The organism is Martinezella sp. CNPSo 3957 (assembly GCF_057784395.1).
The window spans coordinates 88,297-110,730 of the sequence record NZ_JBXSOU010000007.1; the positions used below are offsets into that span (position 1 = coordinate 88,297).

At 59.6% G+C, this 22,434-nt stretch carries 14 protein-coding genes and 2 pseudogenes; 4 read left to right on the forward strand and 12 right to left on the reverse strand.

Annotated elements, in window-relative coordinates:
* Window positions 1-33: 33 nt before the first annotated feature.
* From AC13QE_RS17690 to AC13QE_RS17735, 10 genes are all read right to left on the reverse strand, one after another.
* A complete protein-coding gene (locus AC13QE_RS17690; protein WP_132721844.1) occupies window positions 34-1,020 on the reverse strand; it encodes a substrate-binding domain-containing protein in 987 nt (328 codons plus the stop codon).
* Between the two features lie 85 nt (window positions 1,021-1,105).
* A complete protein-coding gene (locus AC13QE_RS17695) occupies window positions 1,106-2,110 on the reverse strand; it encodes an ABC transporter permease (protein WP_488484657.1) in 1,005 nt (334 codons plus the stop codon).
* Between the two features lie 56 nt (window positions 2,111-2,166).
* The gene (locus AC13QE_RS17700) at window positions 2,167-3,645 is read right to left on the reverse strand and encodes a sugar ABC transporter ATP-binding protein (protein WP_488484658.1); all 1,479 of its coding nucleotides are present in this window, start codon (window positions 3,643-3,645) and stop codon (window positions 2,167-2,169) included.
* 658 nt (window positions 3,646-4,303) lie between these two features.
* On the reverse strand, window positions 4,304-4,729 hold the full coding sequence (locus AC13QE_RS17705; protein WP_488484659.1) for a PIN domain-containing protein: 426 nt from the start codon (window positions 4,727-4,729) through the stop codon (window positions 4,304-4,306).
* The gene (locus AC13QE_RS17710) at window positions 4,729-4,983 is read right to left on the reverse strand and encodes a type II toxin-antitoxin system Phd/YefM family antitoxin (RefSeq protein WP_488484660.1); all 255 of its coding nucleotides are present in this window, start codon (window positions 4,981-4,983) and stop codon (window positions 4,729-4,731) included. Before AC13QE_RS17710 ends, AC13QE_RS17705 begins: the two co-directional genes overlap by 1 nt.
* Before the next feature lie 160 nt (window positions 4,984-5,143).
* On the reverse strand, window positions 5,144-5,881 hold the full coding sequence (locus tag AC13QE_RS17715; protein WP_488484821.1) for a carbohydrate ABC transporter permease: 738 nt from the start codon (window positions 5,879-5,881) through the stop codon (window positions 5,144-5,146).
* A gap of 140 nt (window positions 5,882-6,021) precedes the next feature.
* A complete protein-coding gene (locus AC13QE_RS17720; RefSeq protein ID WP_488484661.1) occupies window positions 6,022-6,915 on the reverse strand; it encodes a carbohydrate ABC transporter permease in 894 nt (297 codons plus the stop codon).
* A gap of 65 nt (window positions 6,916-6,980) precedes the next feature.
* Window positions 6,981-8,240, reverse strand: coding sequence for an extracellular solute-binding protein (locus AC13QE_RS17725; protein ID WP_488484662.1), 1,260 nt, complete (start codon window positions 8,238-8,240; stop codon window positions 6,981-6,983).
* Between the two features lie 73 nt (window positions 8,241-8,313).
* Window positions 8,314-9,408, reverse strand: a complete 1,095-nt coding sequence (locus tag AC13QE_RS17730; RefSeq protein ID WP_488484663.1) for an ABC transporter ATP-binding protein — start codon at window positions 9,406-9,408, stop codon at window positions 8,314-8,316.
* 46 nt (window positions 9,409-9,454) lie between these two features.
* Window positions 9,455-12,199 (reverse strand): glycoside hydrolase family 2 protein, encoded by a 2,745-nt coding sequence (locus AC13QE_RS17735; protein WP_488484664.1) that lies wholly within the window; start codon window positions 12,197-12,199, stop codon window positions 9,455-9,457.
* A gap of 179 nt (window positions 12,200-12,378) precedes the next feature.
* On the opposite strand from AC13QE_RS17735, the gene AC13QE_RS17740 reads away from it, so the two are divergent.
* The gene (locus tag AC13QE_RS17740) at window positions 12,379-13,374 is read left to right on the forward strand and encodes a LacI family DNA-binding transcriptional regulator (RefSeq protein ID WP_488484665.1); all 996 of its coding nucleotides are present in this window, start codon (window positions 12,379-12,381) and stop codon (window positions 13,372-13,374) included.
* A gap of 453 nt (window positions 13,375-13,827) precedes the next feature.
* Here the strand turns inward: AC13QE_RS17740 and AC13QE_RS17745 are convergent.
* Window positions 13,828-13,953 (reverse strand): annotated as a pseudogene (locus AC13QE_RS17745) (transposase domain-containing protein); the annotation flags it as partial.
* Window positions 13,931-14,938 carry a helix-turn-helix domain-containing protein gene (locus AC13QE_RS17750; protein ID WP_488484666.1) on the reverse strand — a complete coding sequence of 336 codons (1,008 nt, stop codon included), beginning with the start codon at window positions 14,936-14,938 and terminating at the stop codon, window positions 13,931-13,933. The gene AC13QE_RS17750 and the pseudogene AC13QE_RS17745, both read right to left, overlap by 23 nt.
* Here AC13QE_RS17750 and AC13QE_RS17755 point away from each other — a divergent pair.
* The 3 genes and pseudogenes from AC13QE_RS17755 to AC13QE_RS17765 all read left to right on the forward strand — a co-directional run bounded on the left by AC13QE_RS17755 (window position 14,932) and on the right by AC13QE_RS17765 (window position 22,275).
* Window positions 14,932-15,870: an alpha/beta fold hydrolase gene (locus AC13QE_RS17755; RefSeq protein WP_488484667.1), complete on the forward strand. Its 939-nt coding sequence runs from the start codon at window positions 14,932-14,934 to the stop codon at window positions 15,868-15,870. The two genes, AC13QE_RS17750 and AC13QE_RS17755, sit on opposite strands and share 7 nt — an antisense overlap.
* 64 nt (window positions 15,871-15,934) lie before the next feature.
* Window positions 15,935-16,500 (forward strand): annotated as a pseudogene (locus AC13QE_RS17760) (transposase).
* Window positions 16,501-17,031: 531 nt separating this feature from the next.
* Window positions 17,032-22,275 (forward strand): putative Ig domain-containing protein, encoded by a 5,244-nt coding sequence (locus AC13QE_RS17765; RefSeq protein ID WP_488484668.1) that lies wholly within the window; start codon window positions 17,032-17,034, stop codon window positions 22,273-22,275.
* Window positions 22,276-22,434 lie beyond the last annotated feature (159 nt).

A 22,434-nucleotide genomic window follows, 5' to 3' on the forward strand; every position in this document is an offset into this window, starting at 1 on the left:
GGCGGCGATCCGCCGCCCCGCATTTTCATCGTCTTACTTGCGGGATTCCAGCAGCTTATCGGCATTGTCCTTGGTGACGGGGGTCCACGGAACGAGATAGGTCTTGTCGGTACCTTCGCCCCACTTCATGTCCGGATACTGCTTCCATATCTGCGACTGCGGCTGGTAGTCCTTGTCGACGGCCTTGATGGCGATATCGAGCGCGCCCTGGGCCTGCGCGTTGGCATCCTGCAGGATCGACGCCATCTCGCCGCGCTTGACGGCATTGATCGCATCGGTCACGCCGTCGACGCCGGCGATGGCGAAGTCGCTGACCTTCAGGTTGGCGGCCTTGATCGCTTCGATCGCGCCGAGCGCCATTTCGTCGTTCTGGCCGATGACGCCGTTGATCTGGCCCGGGTGGGCCGTCAGCCAGTTTTCCATCAACGTCTGGGCTTCGGCACGCGACCAGTTCGCCGTCTGCATTTCAAGCACCTTCACATCCGGGCAAGCCTTGAGTGCCTTCTGGTTACCTTCTAGGCGCTGAATCTGGCCGGATTGGCCGATTGGGCCTTCGAGGATGACGACGTTGCCCTTGCAGCCCATCTTGTCGAGGACCGACTTGGCTTCCAGTTCGCCGGCTTCGACGTCGTTGGAGCCGACATAGGACGTCAGCAGGTCGGAGTTGACACGAGCGTTCGAGCCGACAACCGGAATGCCGGCATCATGCGCGGCCTGGACAGCAGCGGCGCCGGCCTCGACGTCCATCGGGACAAAGATGATGGCGTCAAACTTCTGGGTGATCATGGTGTTGAACTGTTCCTGCTGGACGAGCGCGTCGTAGCGGCCGTCGAAGACAGTCAGGTCCACCATGCCGCTCTTGACGGCCGGATGCTGCTTCAGCGCGGCCGACCAGATCTGCATGAATTCGGCATTCAGGCCATAGGTAGTGGCGCCGATTTTCAGCTTCTTGTCCGCTGCAAGCGCGGGGGAAGCTGCGATGACGGCGGTCGCTAGAAGCCCAAGCAATAATTTCTTCATTTCGTTCTCCTCCATAGAAATGTTCGGCCGTCGCATCGACGCGCCGTAGGCGCTCGGATCATGATTGCAATCCGAATTGGTTGGGTCACTGCCCCTGATTTCGCTTCTGATCCAGCATGACGGCGCCGACGATGAGCGCGCCCTTAATGACCTGCTGGTAGTAGGATTCGATGCCCATGAGATCGAGGCCGTTGTTCATGACGCCGATGATCAGCGCACCGATCAAGGTGCCAGTCACCCGGCCAACGCCGCCCGAAAGGCTCGTGCCGCCGATGACGACCGCGGCGATGGCATCAAGCTCGTAGGCAATGCCGGCCTGCGGCAGCGCAGAGCCGGTGCGGGCCGAGAGCATCATGCCCGCAAGACCGGCGAGAACGCCCGAGATGCAATAGACGAGGAAGCGGATACGGGTGACGTCGATGCCCGAGGTCTTGGCCGCATGCGGGTTTCCACCGACGGCGTAGATATAGCGACCGAAGCGCGTTCGGTTCAAAATCCACCAGGAAATGATAAAGACGATGGCGAGCAGAACGACCGGCATCGGCACACTGCCGATATTGCCCGTTCCAAGCCAGCGAAATGCGGGCGTCAGGGCGGGAACCGGCTTGCCGCCGCCATAAATCAGCGTCAGGCCGCGAGCAGCCGAGAGCATGCCGAGCGTCGCGACGAAGGCGGGGACGGCGAAGCGCGATACGATGAAGCCGACGACGGCGCCGCAGGCAAGACCGACCAGGAGACCTACGATGATGCCGAGGGCGGCCGGATAGGGAGCGCCGTGGAAACCAGCGGTCGCCGAGGTCGTCACCAGGCTGGCGCTGACGATGCCGGCCAGCGCCACGACGGAGCCGACCGAAAGATCGATGCCGCGCGTCAGGATGACGAAGGTCATGCCGATCGCCAGCACGCCGTTGATCGAGGTCTGTAGAAGCACGTTCGAAATATTGCCGGCCGTCAGGAAGTATTCGTTGGAAAACGACAGGATGACAGACAGGATCAGGAACGCGAAAAAGATGCCGTATTCCTGAACAAGCAGCCTGCGGCGATCCGAATTGAGAAAGCCGGTCGCCGGCTTATTTTCTGTAAGGGACACTGTTCTGAACCTCTTCCCAGGCGATCGATGATGTTTTGGGGGCGCAGTCGGCCTTGTCAGGTCGACAGGTGCACGAGCACCTGTGCATCGGTGTCGGCGCGGGCGTGGATACCGGCGGATTTACCGTTGCGCATGACGAGAATGCGGTCGGACATGCCGAGCACTTCGTCGATTTCCGACGAAATCATTACGACCGTACCGCCCGCGGCGGCGAACTCGCACATGACACGATAGATCTCCCGCTTGGCGCCGACATCGACGCCGCGCGTCGGCTCATCCAGCAGCAGGATCTTCGGATTTCGCAGGAACCACTTTCCGAGAACAACCTTCTGCTGGTTCCCACCCGACAGGCCCGAGACGAGCATGGTGTCCTGCGCGGCCTTTATGGCGAAGCGCGACGTCATCTCCTGGCTCGCGGCCTTTTCGTGGCGGCGGCGCATGACAAAGTTCGGGCTGAGCTCGGGGAGGCTTGCAAGCGCGATGTTTCCGCGCACGCTGTCGCTAAGATTGAGGCCGGTCACCTTTCGGTCTTCGGTTACGAACGCGATGCCGTGCTTCATCGCGTCGGCCGGCTTGGAGATGGTGATCGGCTCGCCGTGCAGCTTGATCTCGCCCTTCTCGATCTTGTCGAGACCGAAGATGCAGTTGAAGATTTCGGTACGGCCCGAGCCCATCAGCCCGTAGATGCCGAAAATCTCACCCTGCTTGACCTCGAAGGAGATGTCCTCGACCTTGCCGGGCGCTGTCAGATTGGTCACTTCGAGGCCGACGACGTCGGTCGGAACATTGGTTTTGACATATTCCTCGCCGAGCTCGCGGCCGACGATCATCTTGATCAGGCTCGGGCGATCGACGTCGGCCAGATTGCCGCTGCCGATATAGCTGCCATCACGGAAGACGGTGTAGGAATCGGCGATCTGGAAGATTTCTGACAGGCGATGCGAGACGTAGACGACGCCCTTGCCGGTCGCCTTCAGCCGCTCGATCGTCTTGAAGAGCTGCTGCGCCTCTTTCTCGCCGATCGCCGATGTCGGCTCGTCCATGAAGATAACTTCAGCGTCATGGCTGAGCGCCTTGGCGATCTCGACGAGCTGCATCTGCGCCACGGAGAGATGCATCATGTATTGATTGGCGCGGATCTTGAATTCCAACTGATCCAGCAGGCGCTGGGCATTCTGGTTCATCGTCTTGAAGTCGATGCCGCCGAAGCGCGTCGACGGCTCGCGGCCAAGGTAGATGTTCTCGGCGACCGTCATATGCGGGATCGGGCTCAGTTCCTGCTCGATGATCGCGATTCCCGATGCCAGCGCATCGGCGGGGCTCGAGAAATCGACTTCCTGTCCGCGCCGGCGGATGGATCCCGCGTCGCGCTTGTGGATGCCCATCAAGATTTTCAGGAACGTGGACTTTCCGGCGCCGTTGCCGCCGCAGAGAGCGTGCACCGAACCGGCGCGAAGCCGAAAGCAGCCTTCTCGGAGCGCGGCCACGCCGCCAAAGGACTTCTTCAGCCCTTGCACCTCAAGCAACTCATCCATTTGCAATCCTCCCGCAACCGGCCCGCCGTTTCTCCAGCCGACGAACCGATTATGCCGAGCCTCATCCGAGCTCGTTTTTACAGTTGTCAGATAATGTCCGACAAATGTCAAGTCTATGACTGCGATCTGCTGTTGCCGGGCACACGGCGAGTGTTTTGGTGCGGCACAGAAAGTTGCAAGTCGAGAAAGGAAACTGTTCTTGGTTGCCGCAAAGGAATGCCCCGCGCGACAGCGGTGCGTACGACCGCCTCCACAATTTATTACTGAGGTCGAGAAGTTCGGCAGCCTGGACAACGCTCAGGCGTTCGTCATGGATCTTCTAGATGACTTCGAGGCGATGCAACTCTTTCGGCGACATGGTGATCAAACCAAACATGACGACTCCGACCGCTCATGGTCTAGACCAGGCTGAAGGTCGTCATCCTTGCTCCCAAGGTTGGCATTGACCGGAACATCGAGAGGCGAGACTGTTGCATTTCTATCCGGCCACCACCGTCGCAGCCATATTCAGCTTTGACAGCATGTAGCCGCAAAGTTGAAATGTCCTGATGGGAGGCCCCTCCGCTTGGCGATCGCTCGCTGCAGCTCGCCCCAGCCGCAGTCTTGCCGTTGCGGCTGGAAAACCGGTCGAGATGCAGTCAGATGATGCAGACGATTTCTATGCCGGCATATCCCAAGGATTCACGAGCGCGATACCCATGCCCTCGAAATTCTTGATATTGCGCGTGACCAGCGTCATCCGACGGGTGAAGGCTGTCGCCGCAATATAGGCGTCATTGATCGGCTTGGGATTTGGCACGTGCCATTTCGCCGCCTGAGCAGCCGCCGCCTCGTCCAGAGGCAGGATGCGGCCGGAAAACGCCGTGAGAACGGTATTTTCCAGCCAGTTGCGCAGCACCTTTCCGGCGGCGGCATCGTTATGCTCCACCAACCGAACGCCAATCTCCAGTTCGTGCAGGACAACGGAGGAAATGAAGGTCTCGGCCGGATCGACGGTTTCGTTCCAGACCATGACGTTGGGATCAGCCTTGCCGCTCGCGACCTTGCGCAGCTCGGACACGACATTAGTATCGAGCAACAGCATCAGGCCAGATCAACCGGCTGGGCACGTTCCGTGCGCTGCGGGAGCGGCAAGTCAACGTCTTCCGCCCCCGGCGCTGCCAACATGTCGCCAAGCGTTAGCATTTTGCCTGTAAGCCGCTTGTACTCATCGAACGACAAAAGGACATGCGCAGGCCGGCCCCTGTCCGTGATAATGACAGGCCCGTCCTTGGTGGCGCGCTTTGCGCGCCCAAGGTCCTGATTAAGTTCTCGTCCTGAAAGCGTGGTGACGGTCATGGCGCACCTCCGAGGATTGTGGTTACGTAACCACGTTTAACCCGCATAGACCGGAATTGCAAGATGCAGCGGCTCGCCGGGTAGCGTTCGCACGCGGACTTGGACCCGTCGATGGCGCCAGCGCGACGTGAAACGAGCACGGCGCGATCCGGAGAAGAGACTATCCCTTTATTCCGGCTGAAAGCATGATGGCGCGCGTGATTTGCTTCTGGAAGACAAGGTAGAGAATGGCGACAGGAAGACCGGCGAGGACCGCGGCGGCCATGTCCTTGGCGAAACGTACGCCGAAAACATCCTTAACCTGAGTAATCCCGACGGGAATGGTGATCGTGCTGTCCGACGTCGCGACCAGGAATGGCCACAGGAAATTGTTCCAAGCCGCGATGAATGTGGTTATGCCGAGCGCGGTAATAACGCCCCTGTTCATCGGCACATAGATTTTCCAGAGCGTTCTCAAGTGCCCGGCATTGTCGAGCATCGCCGCCTCGCGGAACTCCTTCGGAATCTGGTCGAAGAATTGCTTGAGGATGATGATGACCGATGGCACCACGAGCTGCGGCAGCACGATGCCGCCCCAGCTGTTGATGAGCCCGAACGTGTTCATCAGCACGAAATGGTTGATGACGAGCGCCTCCGCCGGCACCATTACCGAGGCAATCAGCGCCCCATAGATCACGCGGCGGCCGGGAAACTGGATTTGGCTGAGCGCATAGGCGCAGCCGACGCTCATCGCAAGCACCAGCGCCGCGATGATCGCGGAGGTGCCGACAGAATTTATATACCATTGCACTATGCTCGATCGCTCGATCACATAGCGATACGGCTCAAGCGTCGGTGCCTTCGGGAAAAGCCCGGGCGAGCGGCTTACCACCTCGGTGTCCGATTTGATCGACGTCATGACCGCCCAGTAGAGCGGAAAGAACCAGATGAGAGCGCCGAACGCCGTAAGGGCGGTCAACGCGCGCCCGCTCCAGCCTCGGGAGGCGACATGGCTCTTTGCCGCGGTCAATTCCGTTTGCGTGCCTGTGGTGAGAACGCTCATTTTTTGCCTCGCGCCCGCAGGAACTGATATTGGAGGACCGACGCTATGAGAATGATGATGAACAGGATGGTCGCCACGGCCGCACCTTCGCCACCTTTGTTCTGCTTGAAGGCCAGATCGTAGATGACGGTCATGACCACCGTTTGCGCATCCGCCGGTGTATGGGCGAAATAGCCGAGGAGATAGGGCTGCGCGAAAATCTTGAACTGCGCAATCAGCTGCAGCGTCAACACCAGGGCCGTGACCGGCCAGATCAGCGGCCAGGTTATTCTCGAAAACACCCGCCAGCGGTTGGCATTGTCGAGCGCCGCTGCCTCGTACACGTCAGGTGAGATGCTGCGCAGCGCCGCAAGGAACAGCAGAATGTTGAAGCCGATGGTCCACCAGATCGTGACCACTGCAACTGACGGCATGAAATAGGTTGGCGAACGCAACACCGGAAGTGGCCGCCCGTCGGTAAACAGCCCAATGACAGTCTGGATGACGCCGTATTGCATGTTTGCGATCCAGGTCCAGATCTGGGTCACCACCGACACCGGCAGGATTGAGGGCAGGAAAAAGCAGGCGAGAACCAGCATCTGTATGCGTCCGCTCAGGCGATTGATGCCCATGGCGATGAACAGCGCAAGAAACGTGCCGGGGACGACGGTCAGGACGATGAAATAGAGCGTATTCAGAAGCGCCTTCTGAAATTGGGGGGAGGAGAGCTGGCGCGCATAATTATCGAGACCAACCCATTCGCCGGGTCCGATCAGCGGCGCATTGGTCAAGCTCATCGCAACCATCCGCCATGTCGGGTAGACGAAGATCACCAGAAAGGCGATAACCACCGGTGCGACCAGCAGTGCTGCAATCACATTATCCTGCTTGCTGTCGCTGACTGCGGCCATCCGTCACCTCGCTCGCTAATGCAGCCCCGGGACAGAGAGGAGCCCCGGAGCTGTTGAAGAAAACCTCACTGAGAGTTCATATGATCGCGAAACTTCTCGAGCGTTTCCTTCACATCGCCTTCGCCGTTCAGCGGCCCCGACGCCATGTTCTGCCAATCGTCGTCGAATTTCGATGCCGCACCCGTAAGCGGCGTCTTCGGCATGTAGAAGGCGTTGAGCGCCATGGCGGCATAGTCCGCCTGCGGCTTGAGCGCCTTGTAGGCGGCCGAAGTGCTGACCGGCAGATAGGCCGGGATATGACCGGCGGCCGCCCATTCCAGCGAGTTTACATTCATCCAGCGGATGACTTCGAGAACCGCGGCGCGTTTTTCCGAGGTCATGGTCTTGCCGACATTGTTGGGGATCACGAAGGAATGAGAGTCAGACCAGTTGGCGGGTTTGCCCATCCAGGCCGGGATGTTGACCATGCCGTAATCGAAACCGTTGCCCTTGGCGACTTCCGTTTCCATGGTCGGCAGTTCCCAATTGCCGTTGAGGAAGAAGGCGGATTGTCCGGCAAGAAAAGTGGGGGTAATGGTCTCGGTGTCGATATAGGGTTGCGCCCAGCCTTGCTTCACCCAGTCGGCAACTTCGTTGTAAGCTTTTTCCATCTTGTCGAAATTGTCGCCCTGCAGGAACTTGCCGTCGGTGGTCAGTTGGCCACCCTCCTGGCCGAACAGGGTATAGATATCGCGCAGATCGCCGTTAGACGAGGAGATGACGACGCCGTTCTTGCCTGCGTCCTTCGCTTTGGCCAGAACCGCACGCCAGCCTTCCAGCGTGTCGATGCCGGTCGGCTTGCCGTCGTTGCCCAGCGCACCCAGCTCCTTCAGTATGGTCTTGTTGTAGTAGAGCACTTCTCCGTGCACATCGAAGGGGACGGCATAGCGGACGTTATCGACCGTCGAGGCGGCGATTGCATTTGGTGGATAGTTGCCGTCCTTCAGCCCGACGGCATCGAGTTCCTTCGGATCGATCGGCGAGATGGTCTTGGCCGTGACCGCGCCTGCCAGGCGTGACAGGTGGTAGGTCGCGATGTCCGGCCCCTGGCCGACGGCGGCGGATGTCTGCAGCTTGGTGTAGTAGGGGATACCCCATTCGAGCGTCGTGCCCGTGATCTGGATCTTGTCCTTGTGCTCATCGTTGAAGCGCTGGATCAGCGCTTTCATTCGTACGCCATCACCTCCGGACAGAAAGTCCCACCAGACGACATTTTCGACTGCGAATGCCGGAAAGGCTGCCATCAGGGCTAACGCCGCGATCGATGTTCTCAACAGGTTGCGCATTTTCACTCCTCCAGGTGATCGGTTTCCTCCCGGGCCGCCCGCAACGAGGTGGCCTTCATGCAGTGCTCCGCCGCTAGTGAGCCGCGTGATATCCCTTGCCTCTCTCATCGAACAACATCGCCTGCGACCCATCGGCATCAAAAGCGATTTCGTCGCCCCCGCGCGCCCTCGTGATTGGCGCATCGACGCCTATGATCTCAGTCCCATCGGCAAGCCTGGCGTGAACGAGTGAGCGGTCTCCCATCTGCTCGACATTGACAACCATGCCTCTGACCGTGCCCTGCGCTGAGACATTCAAATTCTCAGGTCGCAGCCCGAGCGCAAGACCGTCTTGCGGCAAGCTGTCGAAGGCCACTGCGGTTTCAAGTTTTACTCCGCCGATGATCGTCGCAATCGTGTCCTTGGAGCCGCGTTCGATATGCACGACAGGCAGAAAATTCATTGCCGGCGAGCCGACGAATTGCGCGACATAACGGCTGCTCGGCCGAGCGTAGATATCCATGGGCGTGCCGACCTGCTCGATCTTGCCTTTGTTCAGAAGGACGATCCGGGTAGCCAGCGTCATCGCCTCGACCTGATCATGCGTGACGAACACCATCGTCGCACCAAGGCGTTCGTGAAGCTGCGACAGTTCAAGGCGCGTCCGCGTCCGCAGGCCCGCATCGAGATTCGACAAGGGCTCGTCGAACAGGAAGACTTTCGGCTCGCGTACGATCGCCCGACCGATCGCCACACGCTGGCGCTGGCCGCCGGAGAGCTGCGCCGGTTTGCGCTCCAGAAGATGATCCATCTCCAACATTTTGGCTGCGGTAGAGATTCGCGCCGCGATCTCAGCCTTCGGCGTGCCGACATTGACGAGGCCAAAGGCCAGATTTTCACGCACGCTCATATGGGGATAGAGGGCATAGGACTGGAAAACCATGGACACGTCGCGCTGGCCGGGCGCCAGCTGATCTACCCGGCGACCGCCGATCCAGATCTCACCACCGGAAACCGTTTCCAGCCCGGCGATCATCCGAAGCAGCGTCGATTTGCCCGAGCCTGACGCGCCAAGAAAGACGACGAATTCGCCACTCTCTATGCTGAGCGAGATATGGTCGAGCACGTCAACGGCTCCAAAGCTTTTGGAGACACCACGGATACTGACGCCTGAATCTGTCCTTACCACTCAAACTCCTCCCGGTCCCGCGCGGCTGTTCAGGTCCTGCAACCGTCTAGGCGGCAGCCGTTTCGATGATGCAGTCAAGCAATGTTGCCGCAACTGGATCGAGTCCCGCGGGCTCGCGCATCAGGCCGAAGGTCGTCGCCACGATATGGCCGGCACCGAGCTGCCGCTCGGCGATGGTCGCACACGGCTTATGGACCCAACCGACCATCGTGCCGGCATGGACCAATCCGTCGAAATGAATGGGACGAAAGCCGGTAATGACGCGATTTGGATTGACGCCGATAAACGAAAGATCGGTCAGGGGGCCGCCCGGTAGACGTTCGAACGCTCCGGAGCGCTTCACCCAGCTGAAGCCGGTAACCCAGTTGCCTTTCCAGATCGTGCCGTTACGCTCCGTGACGCGCATCTGCGGCATTGGTTGCCCACGGTCGCCGCCGGTAGGATAAATCCAGTTCGGCTGGTCGCTGCGCAGATTGCCAAAGGGCAGGGGCGCCGTATCGGCCAACGACACATAGCGAGCGCCGCGCTCCAGAGCATCGATATCGGCCTGGCCGAGCGAGGACGCGACACAAACGACGGCTTTCTCAGCGCCGACTACGTCATAGCCGAGCGCTGTCAGGTAGCGCACGATGTCCGGTTCTACCGAGGAGACGGCAAGTGCGGGTTTGCGGCGTGCCGCATAGACACTCACATCGAGGCTATTGCGGGCAATTTCGCGGCCGCCAGCAGTCAGCGTGAACTGAACGCTCACCCGTTTGCCGGCCATTTCCTCGGTAAATGTCAGGGCAAGCGCCGACAGCTGAGATACCGAGGTCGCCTCCAGCGGCTGGACTGCAATTTTGCCGCCTAAGGAGCCATCGATGCTCCAGGTCAATTCGGCCGACGTCGGTATCGCCTGGCCGCCGGTTGAAATTTCGAGCTCGACGTTGGCTGTATCACCGGCCCAGACCGCATAGCGCTGCATGCGCGGTACAATGACCACATCGCAATTTATCTCATGGAAGCGGTTGTGATAGGCGCGCGTGTTGCGCTCCATATCCATGAGGCCATTGGCTTCCCAATGCAGGTCCGTCAGCTCTGTGATGACGTAACCCTGGATGGAGGCATGACGGCGCATTTCTTCGATTTCGAATTTAAGCGCGTTGAATTGATGCCACTGCGCATCTTCGATGAAAGAGTTGAAGGATGGAAAGACCTTATCGAACTGATAGGTCCGAAAGCGCTGCTGGACGCCGTGCGGGTAAGTTGCACCCTCGCTGTCCCACTCCAGGCCATTGATGAACCAGAAAGGCTCCTTGCCGTCCTGCAGCAGTTTCTCGGGGTGGGGGAGGCCCCAGACGCCGAACTCCGAAACGACAAGCGGTTCGTCGCCGCGTCGTTTCGCATCGCCGTTCGGTGAATAAGACCAGTCGGGACGCTTGGCGAAGCCCGAAACCCACTCGGCCCATTCACGCGCCATTTCCGGCACCGAGGCATAATAATGAAAGTCGTCGATATCGGAGACGACATGAAAATTGGGAATGCAGGCTGAGTTGTCCACGACCAATCGGGCAGGATCCTTCGCCTTCAGCCAATGGTAGGCTTTGTCGAGCCATGCGCGCTGATCTGCGCTTTCGACAAGCCGTGTTCCCCAGTCTTCGTTGATGATAGTCCATATGACGATGGACGGATGATTGCCGTCGCGTCGAAGAATCCCTTCCATCGTGTCGAGCAGACGCTTGGCCGATTTCTCCGTAAAGGTCTGAATGTTGGGGATTTCTGTCCAAACGAGCAGGCCGAAGCGATCCGCCACATCATAGTAGCGAGGATCCGGCACCTTGATATGGCAGCGCAGGAGGTTGAGGCCAAGCTCCTTCGATTTGCGCGCTTGATCCTCGAGGAATTCCAGCGACGGCGGCGTATAGATGCCCGCGGGATAATAGTCCTGATCTAGCGCACCTCTCATGTAGAACGGCTGTCCGTTCAGGAAGAACTTTCCTTCCTTGGCCTCAAAGGTGCGGAAGCCGAAAGTCTGTTCCACCGCGTCTGTGATGACGCTGTCCTCGGTCAACTCCAGGACGGCACGATAGAGAGCGGGGTCGTCGAGAGACCAGGGCTCGACTGTATCGACCTTTAAGGCAGTCGACGCTGCTTCCGCGTTCTCAAGCGCGAGCTCTGTCGATGCCGCTACCGCACCATTCCGATCAAGAATCCTGACATTCAAGGTGCCGCTGAAGGCAGCAGCCAGTTCGACATCGACGGCAACCGCACCGGTGGCTAGATCGGCGTGAATGGCTTGATGCGCAATATGCGCCTCGTTGCGGCATTCGAGCCAAACCGATTGCCAGATGCCACCGAGCATGCCGTACCAGCTCTGCTTGCCATGCGGAATTTCGTCGAACGGAAAATCCGGGAATGCCTGGGCATCGGCACTGGGCAGCGTCACCTTCACATCAAGCCCCAGCTCGCCGGCTAGCAGATCGGCGGGTATGACGAATTCGAACGGAAGATAGCCGCCTTCGTGAGAGCCGAGGTGGTGGCCGTTCACGGACACTTCGGCAAAATAGTTCACTGCCCCGAAATGGACGATCACCTGACGATGAAGCCACTCCTGTGGGACGTTGAGCCTACGCGAATAAACCGCCATGCCCGCGGCATTGCGCATATCAGGAAAATGCGCCTGCCAGGGGGCCGGCACCGCAATGGTCGTCGGCTGCTGTCCGTCCAGCTGGAAATCCCAGGCTCCGTCGAGAGACAGGCGTGCGCGGGACCCGGATTGAGTGTCGGCGAAACGGCGGGAGGCGATAGTCATGGGCCGCAAGCTTTTCAGTTGGAATTAGTCACAAAATAAGTTACAGACAAGTTTCGTAACTTAAAAATATAACTTCCGCAAGACGCGCCGCTTCACATTTTCCATCAGATTTTCTAACGTGCGTGGCAGTTGACCGAGAAAGAATCCGCTTGAACGATAAGACAAAGAAACGCCCGACAATGTCCGACATCGCCTCCAAAGTCGGTGTTTCGCATGCGACGGTTTCGCTGGTGTTGAATGAGGCGCCGGGCAAACGGGTGTCGGAAAGTGTGCGCTCGCGCGTGCTGGCGGTGGCCGAAGAGCTTGGTTATCAGAAGACCGAGCCTGCCAATGATCCGATCGGCGGGATCATCGTTCTCCTGATCGACGATCTCACGGCGTCGCAACATGCCGCACCCTTGATAGAAGGCGTTCGCGTTGCGGCGGAAGAGCAGGGCCTGGCAGCCCTCACCGTCGTCACCGGCGGGCAGGTGGAGTTTGCAGAATCCATCCTTGATTATCTCGGCCGGCGCCAGATCGTCGGGGTGGTCTATGCGACGCTTATCACCCAGCTGGTGCCGGTGCTGCCCTCGAAGCTCGGTAACTATCCGACCGTGCTTTTGAACTGCCATCAGCAGCGGGCGGAGTTTTCCTCCATCATTCCGGGCGATTATTCTGGCGGGTTTTCCGCAACTGAGGCGTTGATCAAGGCTGGGCATCGGCGTATTGCCATGATCGACGCAGGCAGGCAGCGATTGGAAGCGGCGCGGGATCGTTTGAGTGGTTACCGGCAGGCCCTGACCACCTACGATATCGCCGTCGATCCGGAGTTGGTGCTTTCCGAAGCCTGGTCGCTCGATCTCGGGCGCGACAAGATGCTGCAACTGCTCGACCTGCCATCGCCTCCGACGGCAGTCTTCTGCTTTTCAGACCGGGTGGCGATGGGCGCCTATGATGCGATTAGGATGCGTGGTCTGAAAATTCCTGACGACATTTCCGTCGTCGGTTTCGATGATGAAAGCTTCGCTCGAAAAATTCTGCCACCCCTTACCACACTAAAATTGCCGCACGAGGACATGGGCCGGTGGGCGGTAGCGGAGCTTCTCGAAAAAGTGGCAAAACCCAAGAAGCCGCCGGTGCGGCTGAAGATGGAATGTCAGTTGATCCGGCGTGGTTCAATTGCTCCACCACGTTAAGAGGCGTGTGGACAGATCGCGATCTGCTGGCCGCAAGGTCTGTCATCGTCGTCTCGCGGTGCGAGCCGCGATTGAAGCCCGAGCTTCCGCCCAGTGCCTCGTTTGCTTAATCCATCAGATGCGGGAAATCCGCACTTCACGCAGGGCAGAGGTCCAGATAATTCATTGAGAGGTCAATGGACACCAAGGGGCGCTATCCATTAGCTTTGTGTAATGTTGTAAAATAACAGATAATCCATATCATGGAACTGTTCTACCTCTGATAGCGCTGCATCGTAATCAATTTCACCAAATTCAGGTTGAGTTTTGCGAGTGAATCTTCAGACGTCTTTAAGTTCAAACGTGGGCGGGACTTCGCCGCATGGCTTGGGCGCATGCCAGCATTCGATTGCGGCGCCCGATGATTGACTTGGAGCGGCCGATGGCGATTTCGATCAGAGACCGCTTGCCATAGATGGAGTCTGGCCTGAAGTTCCATGGCATAAGCGCCTCGTGCTTGAACATCGGCCGGCGTTGAGCGACGCGGGTCAAGAGCTGGGCGCGCCAGTCGAGTGGATCAACGTTGTTCATTTTGCCCGTTTACTCGTCCGTTTGAATAACGCCAATCGCCGGGTGTGCATCCGAAACGCAACTTGAATGCCCGATGAAGATGGGCAGGATCGCCAAAACCATGCGTCAAGGCTATTGCAGCTATAGTCTGATGGGATCGGCCCGGCGCTCGTAGAGCGGAGGCCACTGCCTCCAAACGCCTCCCAAGCAGATACGAGCCGAACGACTGTCCCGATCCCTCGAACAGTTTGTGAAGGTAGCGGACCGATATGTTCTGAGCGCCCGCGACGTCTTGAGCCGTCAAACCTCCCTCTCTGAAATGGTCGCAAATATAGGACTTGGCGGTGAGCAGCAGGGCGTCGGCTCGACAAGCCCGCGCGTCAAGCACAGGACGCGCATCGGCACTGGCGGCCATCGCAACGAGGTCCAGCAACATCTCGAATAATCGCGCCCGTTGCTCTTCAGCCAGATAATCGACGTCACGCGCCAACGTCGCGCACGCCTCACGAATTAGCGCGCCAAAGACCGGATTTGCGGACAACACCAACGGCCGTATCGGGAACGCGCGCGGCAGCCGTTCCCGAAGGTCGTCGAAGGGTAGCATGAACGACGAAACGGCGAGGTCCGGTGCATGCCGATGTTCCAGTGCAAAAGGCTTCGTACTGTCGAAGAGGCCAACATCACCCGGGACAATGACGATTTCCTCGCCGGACTGGCGGACTCGGCATTCGCCGCGTGTCTTGTAATTCAGATAAAAGCATTCGCTTGGCGATCTTGCGATCTCCGCCTTGGTCCGCAACACGAGATGGGAGGTGGCGACGACTCGGTTCAAGCGTCCGTAGCCGATCGGAACTGTCTCGACGGAGCCGGAAAATAACCAGTTTTCGTCTTGCTCTGGTTCGGGGATCAGATCCATGAAGGAGCGACAGATCCCGTCACGATAGTATTCGAAGCCGCGAAACGCATCGACGTCGGCACTGCTCCAGATCATTCTGTCCTGATGCATATGTGTCATTCAGCTCAGCTCCCACCGAACGTCTGGCGCAATCGAGAACGAATTCACTTTATGGCAACGAACGTTCCTTCCAAGTCATTTACGCAAGTCTTGTGCCATTTTACGTTCAGGTCTTCGCCAATAGCGCAAGAAACTCAAAAGAACCGCCTCGAAACAGTATTCAACTGTCGAATTCGAAGGAAGAAAAGATGGCCAAGTCAACTATCGTGTTAATCCATGGCTCCTGGCATTGGGGCGGATGCTTCCAAAAGGTCGCCGACAGGCTCGCAGTTTCCGGTTATCCGACGTTGACGCCGGATCTGACGTCGCATGGCTACAGTGAAGCAGCCTGGACAGACGTCGATTCGATGGAAACCTACACCATGCCAGTGCGGAAACTTCTGGCAGACATGGATGAACCGGTCGTTCTCGTCGGGCATTCCATGGGAGGCGTTTCGCTGACCTATCTGGCCGAGACAATGCCGGAAAAGATCCGGAGTCTGGTCTACCTGACCGCTTTCATGACCCCGCCCGACAAAACCGCCAACGATTATCTGTTTTCATACTCAAAGGATCCTTTGGCCTCGGCACTGTTCCAAGTCGTTGCGCCAGTCGATGGCGGCGGCCTGGCGCTCGATGTCGAGAAGCCGGAGCTGGTTCGCGAAGCTTTTTACGGCGATTGTTCCGAGGTGGATCTTCGCGTGGCCAAACGCAACGCCGTTCCCATCAACAGTACAATTCCCAATGTCTATACGCCCCGTTCCATCACCGGCATCGAACGGCACTACATCACATGCTCAAACGATCGCGCCATCCCGCTGTCGGTTCAATGGCAGATGATCCAAGACGTTCCTGGCTGCACCGTGCATGCAATCGGAACGAGTCATTCACCATTTTTCAGCGCTCCAGACCAGTTGGCAACCGTGCTGCGCACGATTGCCGGAGGTGACTGATCAAACGCGCACCAGGAGTGTTCAGTCTCACTAGAGCGGTTCACCGAATGATCTTCGTGAGCGAGTGGTTGCTGCGGTTGTGAGTGGACAGAGCTGCCGGGTGGTGGCAGAGCGGTTCGACATAGCTGTGTTGTCCGTGGTGAAGTGGTCGCAGCGCCATCGGGCCACCGGCAGTGTGTCGCCCGGCAAGACGGGCGGCCATCGTCGGCGGGTGCTGGAGCCGCACCGTGCTTTCCTCGGCGCCTTGCGCTGTGACCGGCTGACCGCGCCCTGCGTCTTCGATGGCCCCATCAATGGCGAATGTTTCGGCGCCTATGTCCGTCAGCAGTTGATCCAGACCCTCAAGCCTGGCGATTCGTCATCCTCGACAATCTCGGCTCACACAAGGCCGAGGCCATTCGCGATGCCATCAGGGCCGTGGGCGCCAGACTGTGGTTCCTGCCGAAATATTCCCCCGACCTCCATCCGATCGAGCAGGCCTTCGCCGAGATCAAGCACCGGATGCGCCAGCCTCAAAAGCGAACCCTTGAAGACGCTGGGCGTCATCTCGGACACCTCGCCGACACCATCAAGCCAGACGAATGCGCCAACTACTTCTCAAACGCAGGATATGCCTCCCTCAAAACTTGAAACGCTCCAATGCCCTGCCGATCCCACGCCCCTGGTAGGGTTGGTCAATGGCGAGGCGACCAAGCACAGCGACCTGAACGGTTCGGCTCGCAAGCACCGTGGCGGATGTTGCGCACGCCAGCGGACACGTCCGGCATGTGGTCGGTCTCTCAAGCAGGCAAAGCTCGACCTCGCAGCCTAACCCTCGGCTTTTCCCGCTCCCCCACAATCCGCGCCGTTGCTAATTTACAACATATGATTGAATAATTAATTCCGGATGTAGCAGTCCCTGTGTTTTTCGACAATTGAAAATTGCCTTTAAATTCGCTTCCGCTACTACTCTGATTGAGTTGAGGGGCGTCAGCCACAATGCGGACGGGCAAGCACAAGAGCAACTCCCGCTTTTCGTAGCGGAGTGTGCTCGGTCTTCGGGTTGGGCAAATGACAAGCAACGTACAGCTGGCTACCGGACCTATCGGAAGAGAAACCAGGTCCGGGGACGATACTTGCATCCCACAAAATGATCTGGTCAAGATCCGGCGGCGTAGCATCATGCGGAAGGCCGATCAGGTCTTTGAAGTAACCGCAAGGTCAATGGCTGCGGCCATGCGCGCTTATACGCTGCTGCTCAAGCTGGCGCTGCTCGTTACTCTATTCTGCGCCGGCTTGTCATTGGTGACGCCTAGCGCGGCTTACGCCGCCTGCACTGTCTTCAACTTCCCCGATTCACATACGACGCCGTCGACAAGTCCGATGGCATCTGGCGGATCGCTTAGTGTCGTGATCGGCACCGAATGTAATGGCGCCGGTCTTAATCCTATCAACGACCCGGGCGTAACCTCTCCCCAGCATGGTTCTATAAGCAGCTACAACTCCGGTGCCGGAAAGTTCACCTACACAAACAACGGCGATGGAGCCACTAGCGATAGCTTCACCCTGGTAGATGCGGGCGGGAGCCCTTTCACCGTCAATATTGCCATTGCGCCGGCTGTACCGGCACCCGTGACCGGGCCGGTCAGCGCGACGGTGAGCCACGGCAGCAGTTCCAATCCGATTACACTGAATCTCTCCGGGGGAACGGCGTCATCTGTGGCTATCGGGACCCAAGCGTCTCACGGAACGGCGACGGCCAGCGGTACGTCCATCACCTATACGCCGAATGCAAGCTATGCCGGTCCGGATAGTTTTACCTATACCGCGACCAATGCCGGCGGCACGTCCGCGCCGGCGACCGTGACGATAACCGTCAATCCACCGACGATCTCGCTCAGCCCGTCGACACTAGCCTCCGGCGCTATCGCCACAGCCTATAGCCAGGCCGTCAGTGCCACCGGCGGCACCACTCCCTACACCTATGTGATCGCCGCCGGCTCCCTTCCGGGCGGTTTGAGCCTGTCGGCAACAACCGGCGCGATTTCCGGCACGCCGACGGGGGCTGGCACTTACAATTTTACCATCACCGCAACCGACAGCTCGACGGGTACTGGGCCATTCACCGATTCACAAGCCTACAGCATAACCATTGCTGCACCGACGATCTCGGTAGCCCCATCCTCTTTGTCTGCGGGGACGGTCGGAACCGCTTACAGCCAAACCATGACGGCATCGGGTGGCACCAGCTCCTATAGCTTTGCAGTCACCGCAGGCGCTCTTCCTGCCGGTTTGACGCTCTCTTCGGGAGGCGTGCTCGCCGGCACGCCGACAGAAGGAGGCACGTTCAACGTCACCATTACGGCAACGGATAGTTCGACGGGTACTGCGGCGCCATTCACCGGCTCCAGAGCTTATACGCTGACCGTGGCCGCGCCGACGATCACGGTTACGCCGGCCACACTTCCGTCGGCGACCGTGGCTGCGGCCTACAGTCAAACCATTAGCGCATCGGGAGGCATCAGTTCTTATAGTTTTGCGGTCACCGCGGGCGCTCTTCCCGCTGGGCTCACCTTATCTTCAGCCGGCACCCTGATCGGCACGCCGACGGCAGGAGGCTTGTTCAACTTCACCGTCACCGCGACAGACAGCTCGGGCGGAACAGGACCGTTCACCGGTTCTAGGGCTTACAGTTTGAGCGTATCAGCGCCGACGATCGTAATCAGCCCCCCTTCTTTGTCATCCGCGACAGCGGAGACGGCCTATAGCCAGCTGGTTACGGCCACGGGTGGTACTGGATCCTATACTTATAGCTTGGGGACCGGCAGCACCCTTCCTGCCGGCATGACGTTTTCCTCGACCGGCCTGCTTTCCGGGACGCCGACTGACGCGGGAACCTTCAACTTCACCGTCACAGCAACCGACAGTTCCACCGGCACCGGCCCCTTTACAGGCTCGCGCGCCTATACGTTCGTTGTTGCTGCCCCGACAATTACAATCACGCCGGCAACGTTGCCGGCCGGCACGGCCGGAACTGCTTACAGCCAGACGCTCACGGCCGCGGGCGGCAGCGGCTCCTACACCTTTAGCCTGACTGGCGGCCTTCCGCCGGGTGTAGCGCTGTCCTCGAGCGGCGTGCTTTCGGGGATACCGACGACCGCGGGCACATTCAATTTCACCATTACCGCGACGGACAGCCATTCATTTACGGGCTCGCAGGCCTATAGCATCACCATCGGCGCGCCGACGATCACGATCACGCCGACAACGCTGCCGGCCGGTACAGCCGGAACCGCCTATAGCCAGACCCTCACCGCCTCCGGCGGCACTGGCGGCTACACCTATAGCCTGGCGGCCGGCAGCAACCTTCCACCGGGCGTGGCGTTGTCCTCAGGCGGCTTGCTTTCGGGAGTACCGACCACGGGCGGCACTTTCAACTTCACCATCACGGCGACGGACAGTCTCTCATTTACCGGCTCACAGGCCTATAGCGTTACCATCGGTACGCCGACGATTACCATCAACCCGGCAACCCTGCCGGCCGGCACGGCCGGAACTGCCTATAGCCAGACCCTCACGGCCTCGGGCGGCACTACCCCCTACACCTATAGCCTGGCGGCCGGCAGCAACCTTCCACCGGGCGTGGCGCTGTCCTCAGGCGGCGGTCTCTCCGGAATACCGACGACGGGCGGGACCTTCAATTTGACTGTCACCGCTACGGACAGCCACGCCTTTACAGGTTCGCAGGCCTATAGCATCACCATCGGAGTACCGACGATTACAATCACACCGGCAACCTTGCCAGCCGGCACCGCCGGCACCGCCTATAACCAGAGCTTCACCGCCTCGGGCGGCACTGGGGGCTATAGCTATAGCCTGTTGTCCGGTAGCCTTCCGCCGGGCGTGGCACTGTCCTCGGCCGGTGTCCTCTCCGGCACGCCGACGACAGGCGGGACCTTCAATTTCACCATCAAGGCAACCGACAGCCTCACATTTTCCGGCTCCCAGGCCTATAGCGTCACCATCGGCGCACCGACGATCACGATCGCGCCGACAACACTGCCGACTGCTACCGTTGCCACTGCCTACAGCCAGACGGTTACGGCTTCAGGCGGCACAAGTCCCTACACCTACAGCCTGTCGGCCGGCGCCCTTCCGGCGGGCCTGGCGTTTTCTTCAGCCGGCGTGCTCTCCGGCACGCCGACGGCATCCGGCACGTTCAACTTCACGGTCACGGCCACGGACAGCTCGGACAGCTCGGGCGGCTCGGGACCGTTCACGGGGGCACGCGCCTACAGCCTGGCGGTCAGCGTTCAGGCGCCGATCGCAGGCAACGTTGCAGCAACCGTTGCCGCCAATTCGTCGAACAATCCGATCACGCTCAACATCACCGGCGGCGTGGCGACCTCGGTCGCGATCGCGACTGCAACCAGCCATGGGACAGCGAGCGCATCTGGAACGTCCATCACCTATACGCCGGCATCAGGTTATAGCGGCTTGGATAGCTTCACTTACACGGCAACCAACGGCTCCGGCACCTCTGCGCCGGCAACGGTGAGCATGACGATCACCGCACCGATGCTTTCGTTCTCGCCGGTAAGCGGTACCCTGCCGGCTGGCGTTGTCGGCACCGCTTACAGCCAGACGGTCACCGCTTCAGGCGGGACCAGCCCCTACGGCTACAGCGTCACTGGTACACTGCCGGCCGGACTGACGCTCAACCACGCGACGGGCGCGATCACCGGCACGCCGACGACCTCGGGCAATTACAGCTTCTCCGTCACCGCCACCGACGCCAACGGCGCCACGACATCAGCCGCCTATACGCTCGCGATTGCACCGCCGCCGACCACCTTCGTCTTCTCGCCGGCCGGCGGCGCACTGACCGATGCCATGGCGGGCGAGGCCTATAGCCAGCCGATTTCGGCAACCGGCGGAAGCGGCGCGAAGATCTACAGTCTTGCCTCCGGCAGCCTGCCGAACGGCCTAGTGCTCAATATCTCGACCGGCCAGTTAACCGGTCCGCTGGCAACCGGCACACAGGGTGATTACAGCTTCACCATCCAGGTTCGCGATGGCAATGGCGCAACCGGAACAGCCTCCTATACGCTGAAGGTGAGGACCCAGTCCATCACCGTTCTCGACATGGTCGTCAACGTGCCGGCGGGATCGACTCCTCCCGACGTCTATCTCAATCGCGGCGCGACCGGCGGCCCGTTTACCTCGGGGGTGCTGGCATTTGTGGAGCCTGCCAATGCCGGCACTGCGACGATCATCCAGGGGCAGCTGGCGCAGGCGGGTCCAGCCACGTCCCCGGTCGGCTGGTATCTGCACTATACGCTGAATCCGGCCTATTCCGGCCAGATCCGCGTCGGCTACAAGCTTGTCAGCGCGCTCGGGACCTCCAATACAGCCACGGTCACCTATAATGTCAGCTACGACGCCGGCAAGGTGGCCGAGGATATCGACAATCTCGTGCACGACTTCGTGCGGTCCAGGCAGAACATGATCGCCAACACGATCGAGGTGCCGGGGCTTCTCCAGCGTAGGCAGATGGAGAAGGCGACCGATCCGATCACCGCGCGCATGATGCCGTCGCAGGAGGGTATGACGCTCGGCTTCTCCACCAGCCTGTCGCAGATGCGGGCGGCCGGCGGCGATGCAGATGCCGCTTCCGCGCCCTTCAACATCTGGATCGGCGGCGCTTTTCTCGCCCATGACGACAAGAACAAGAACGACAGTACCAGTAAGTGGGGCAGCTTTGCCATGATCAACATGGGGGCGGATTATCTGATCTCCGAGCGTGCGCTGATCGGCCTGTCCCTCCATTATGACCGCATGACGGATCCGACCGATGAAGACGCCGAGTTGACGGGTAACGGTTGGCTCGCTGGTCCCTACGCTTCACTGGAGGTCGGCAAGGGCGTGTTCTGGAACGGCAGTCTGCGCTACGGCGGATCCAGCAACACGATCGATACCCAGTTTTGGGACGGCAATTTCACGACGACACGCTGGATGGCCGATACCTCCATCGAGGGTCAGTGGAACCTCGACGAGGACACGACGATTTCGCCGAAACTGCGGGCGATCTACTTCTCGGAAAAGGTCGACGATTATACCGTCAAGAATAGCTCCGGCGATGCCATCACCATTGACGGCTTCAACGAGGACCAGTTCCGGGTCAGCCTGGGCGCCGAGATCGCCCGGTCCTTCGTGCTGGAGAACGACACCAAGCTGACACCGAAGCTCGGCCTTACCGGCGGCTTCTCCGGCCTTGACGGCGCCGGCGCCTTCGGTGCCGTTACCGCCGGGTTGCAACTGCAGACCACCAACTTCTGGATGCTCGACACAAGCCTGCTCTTCAACATCGAGGGCGACGGACAGAAATCCGTGGGCGCCAAGGTCGCAGCAGCCAAGAAGTTTTAGGTGATGTCTCGAGTTCCGTCGGCGCCGGTCAATTTTTGCGGATCCAGCTCGGTAGATAGCGCGATAGCGCGGCTTCACGTCGCCCGATCGCGGTTGGTTACGCTTTCGAGCCTAGCCCAACATAAGCGAAAGCCCGGTTTTGCGAACCTTCTGCTTTAA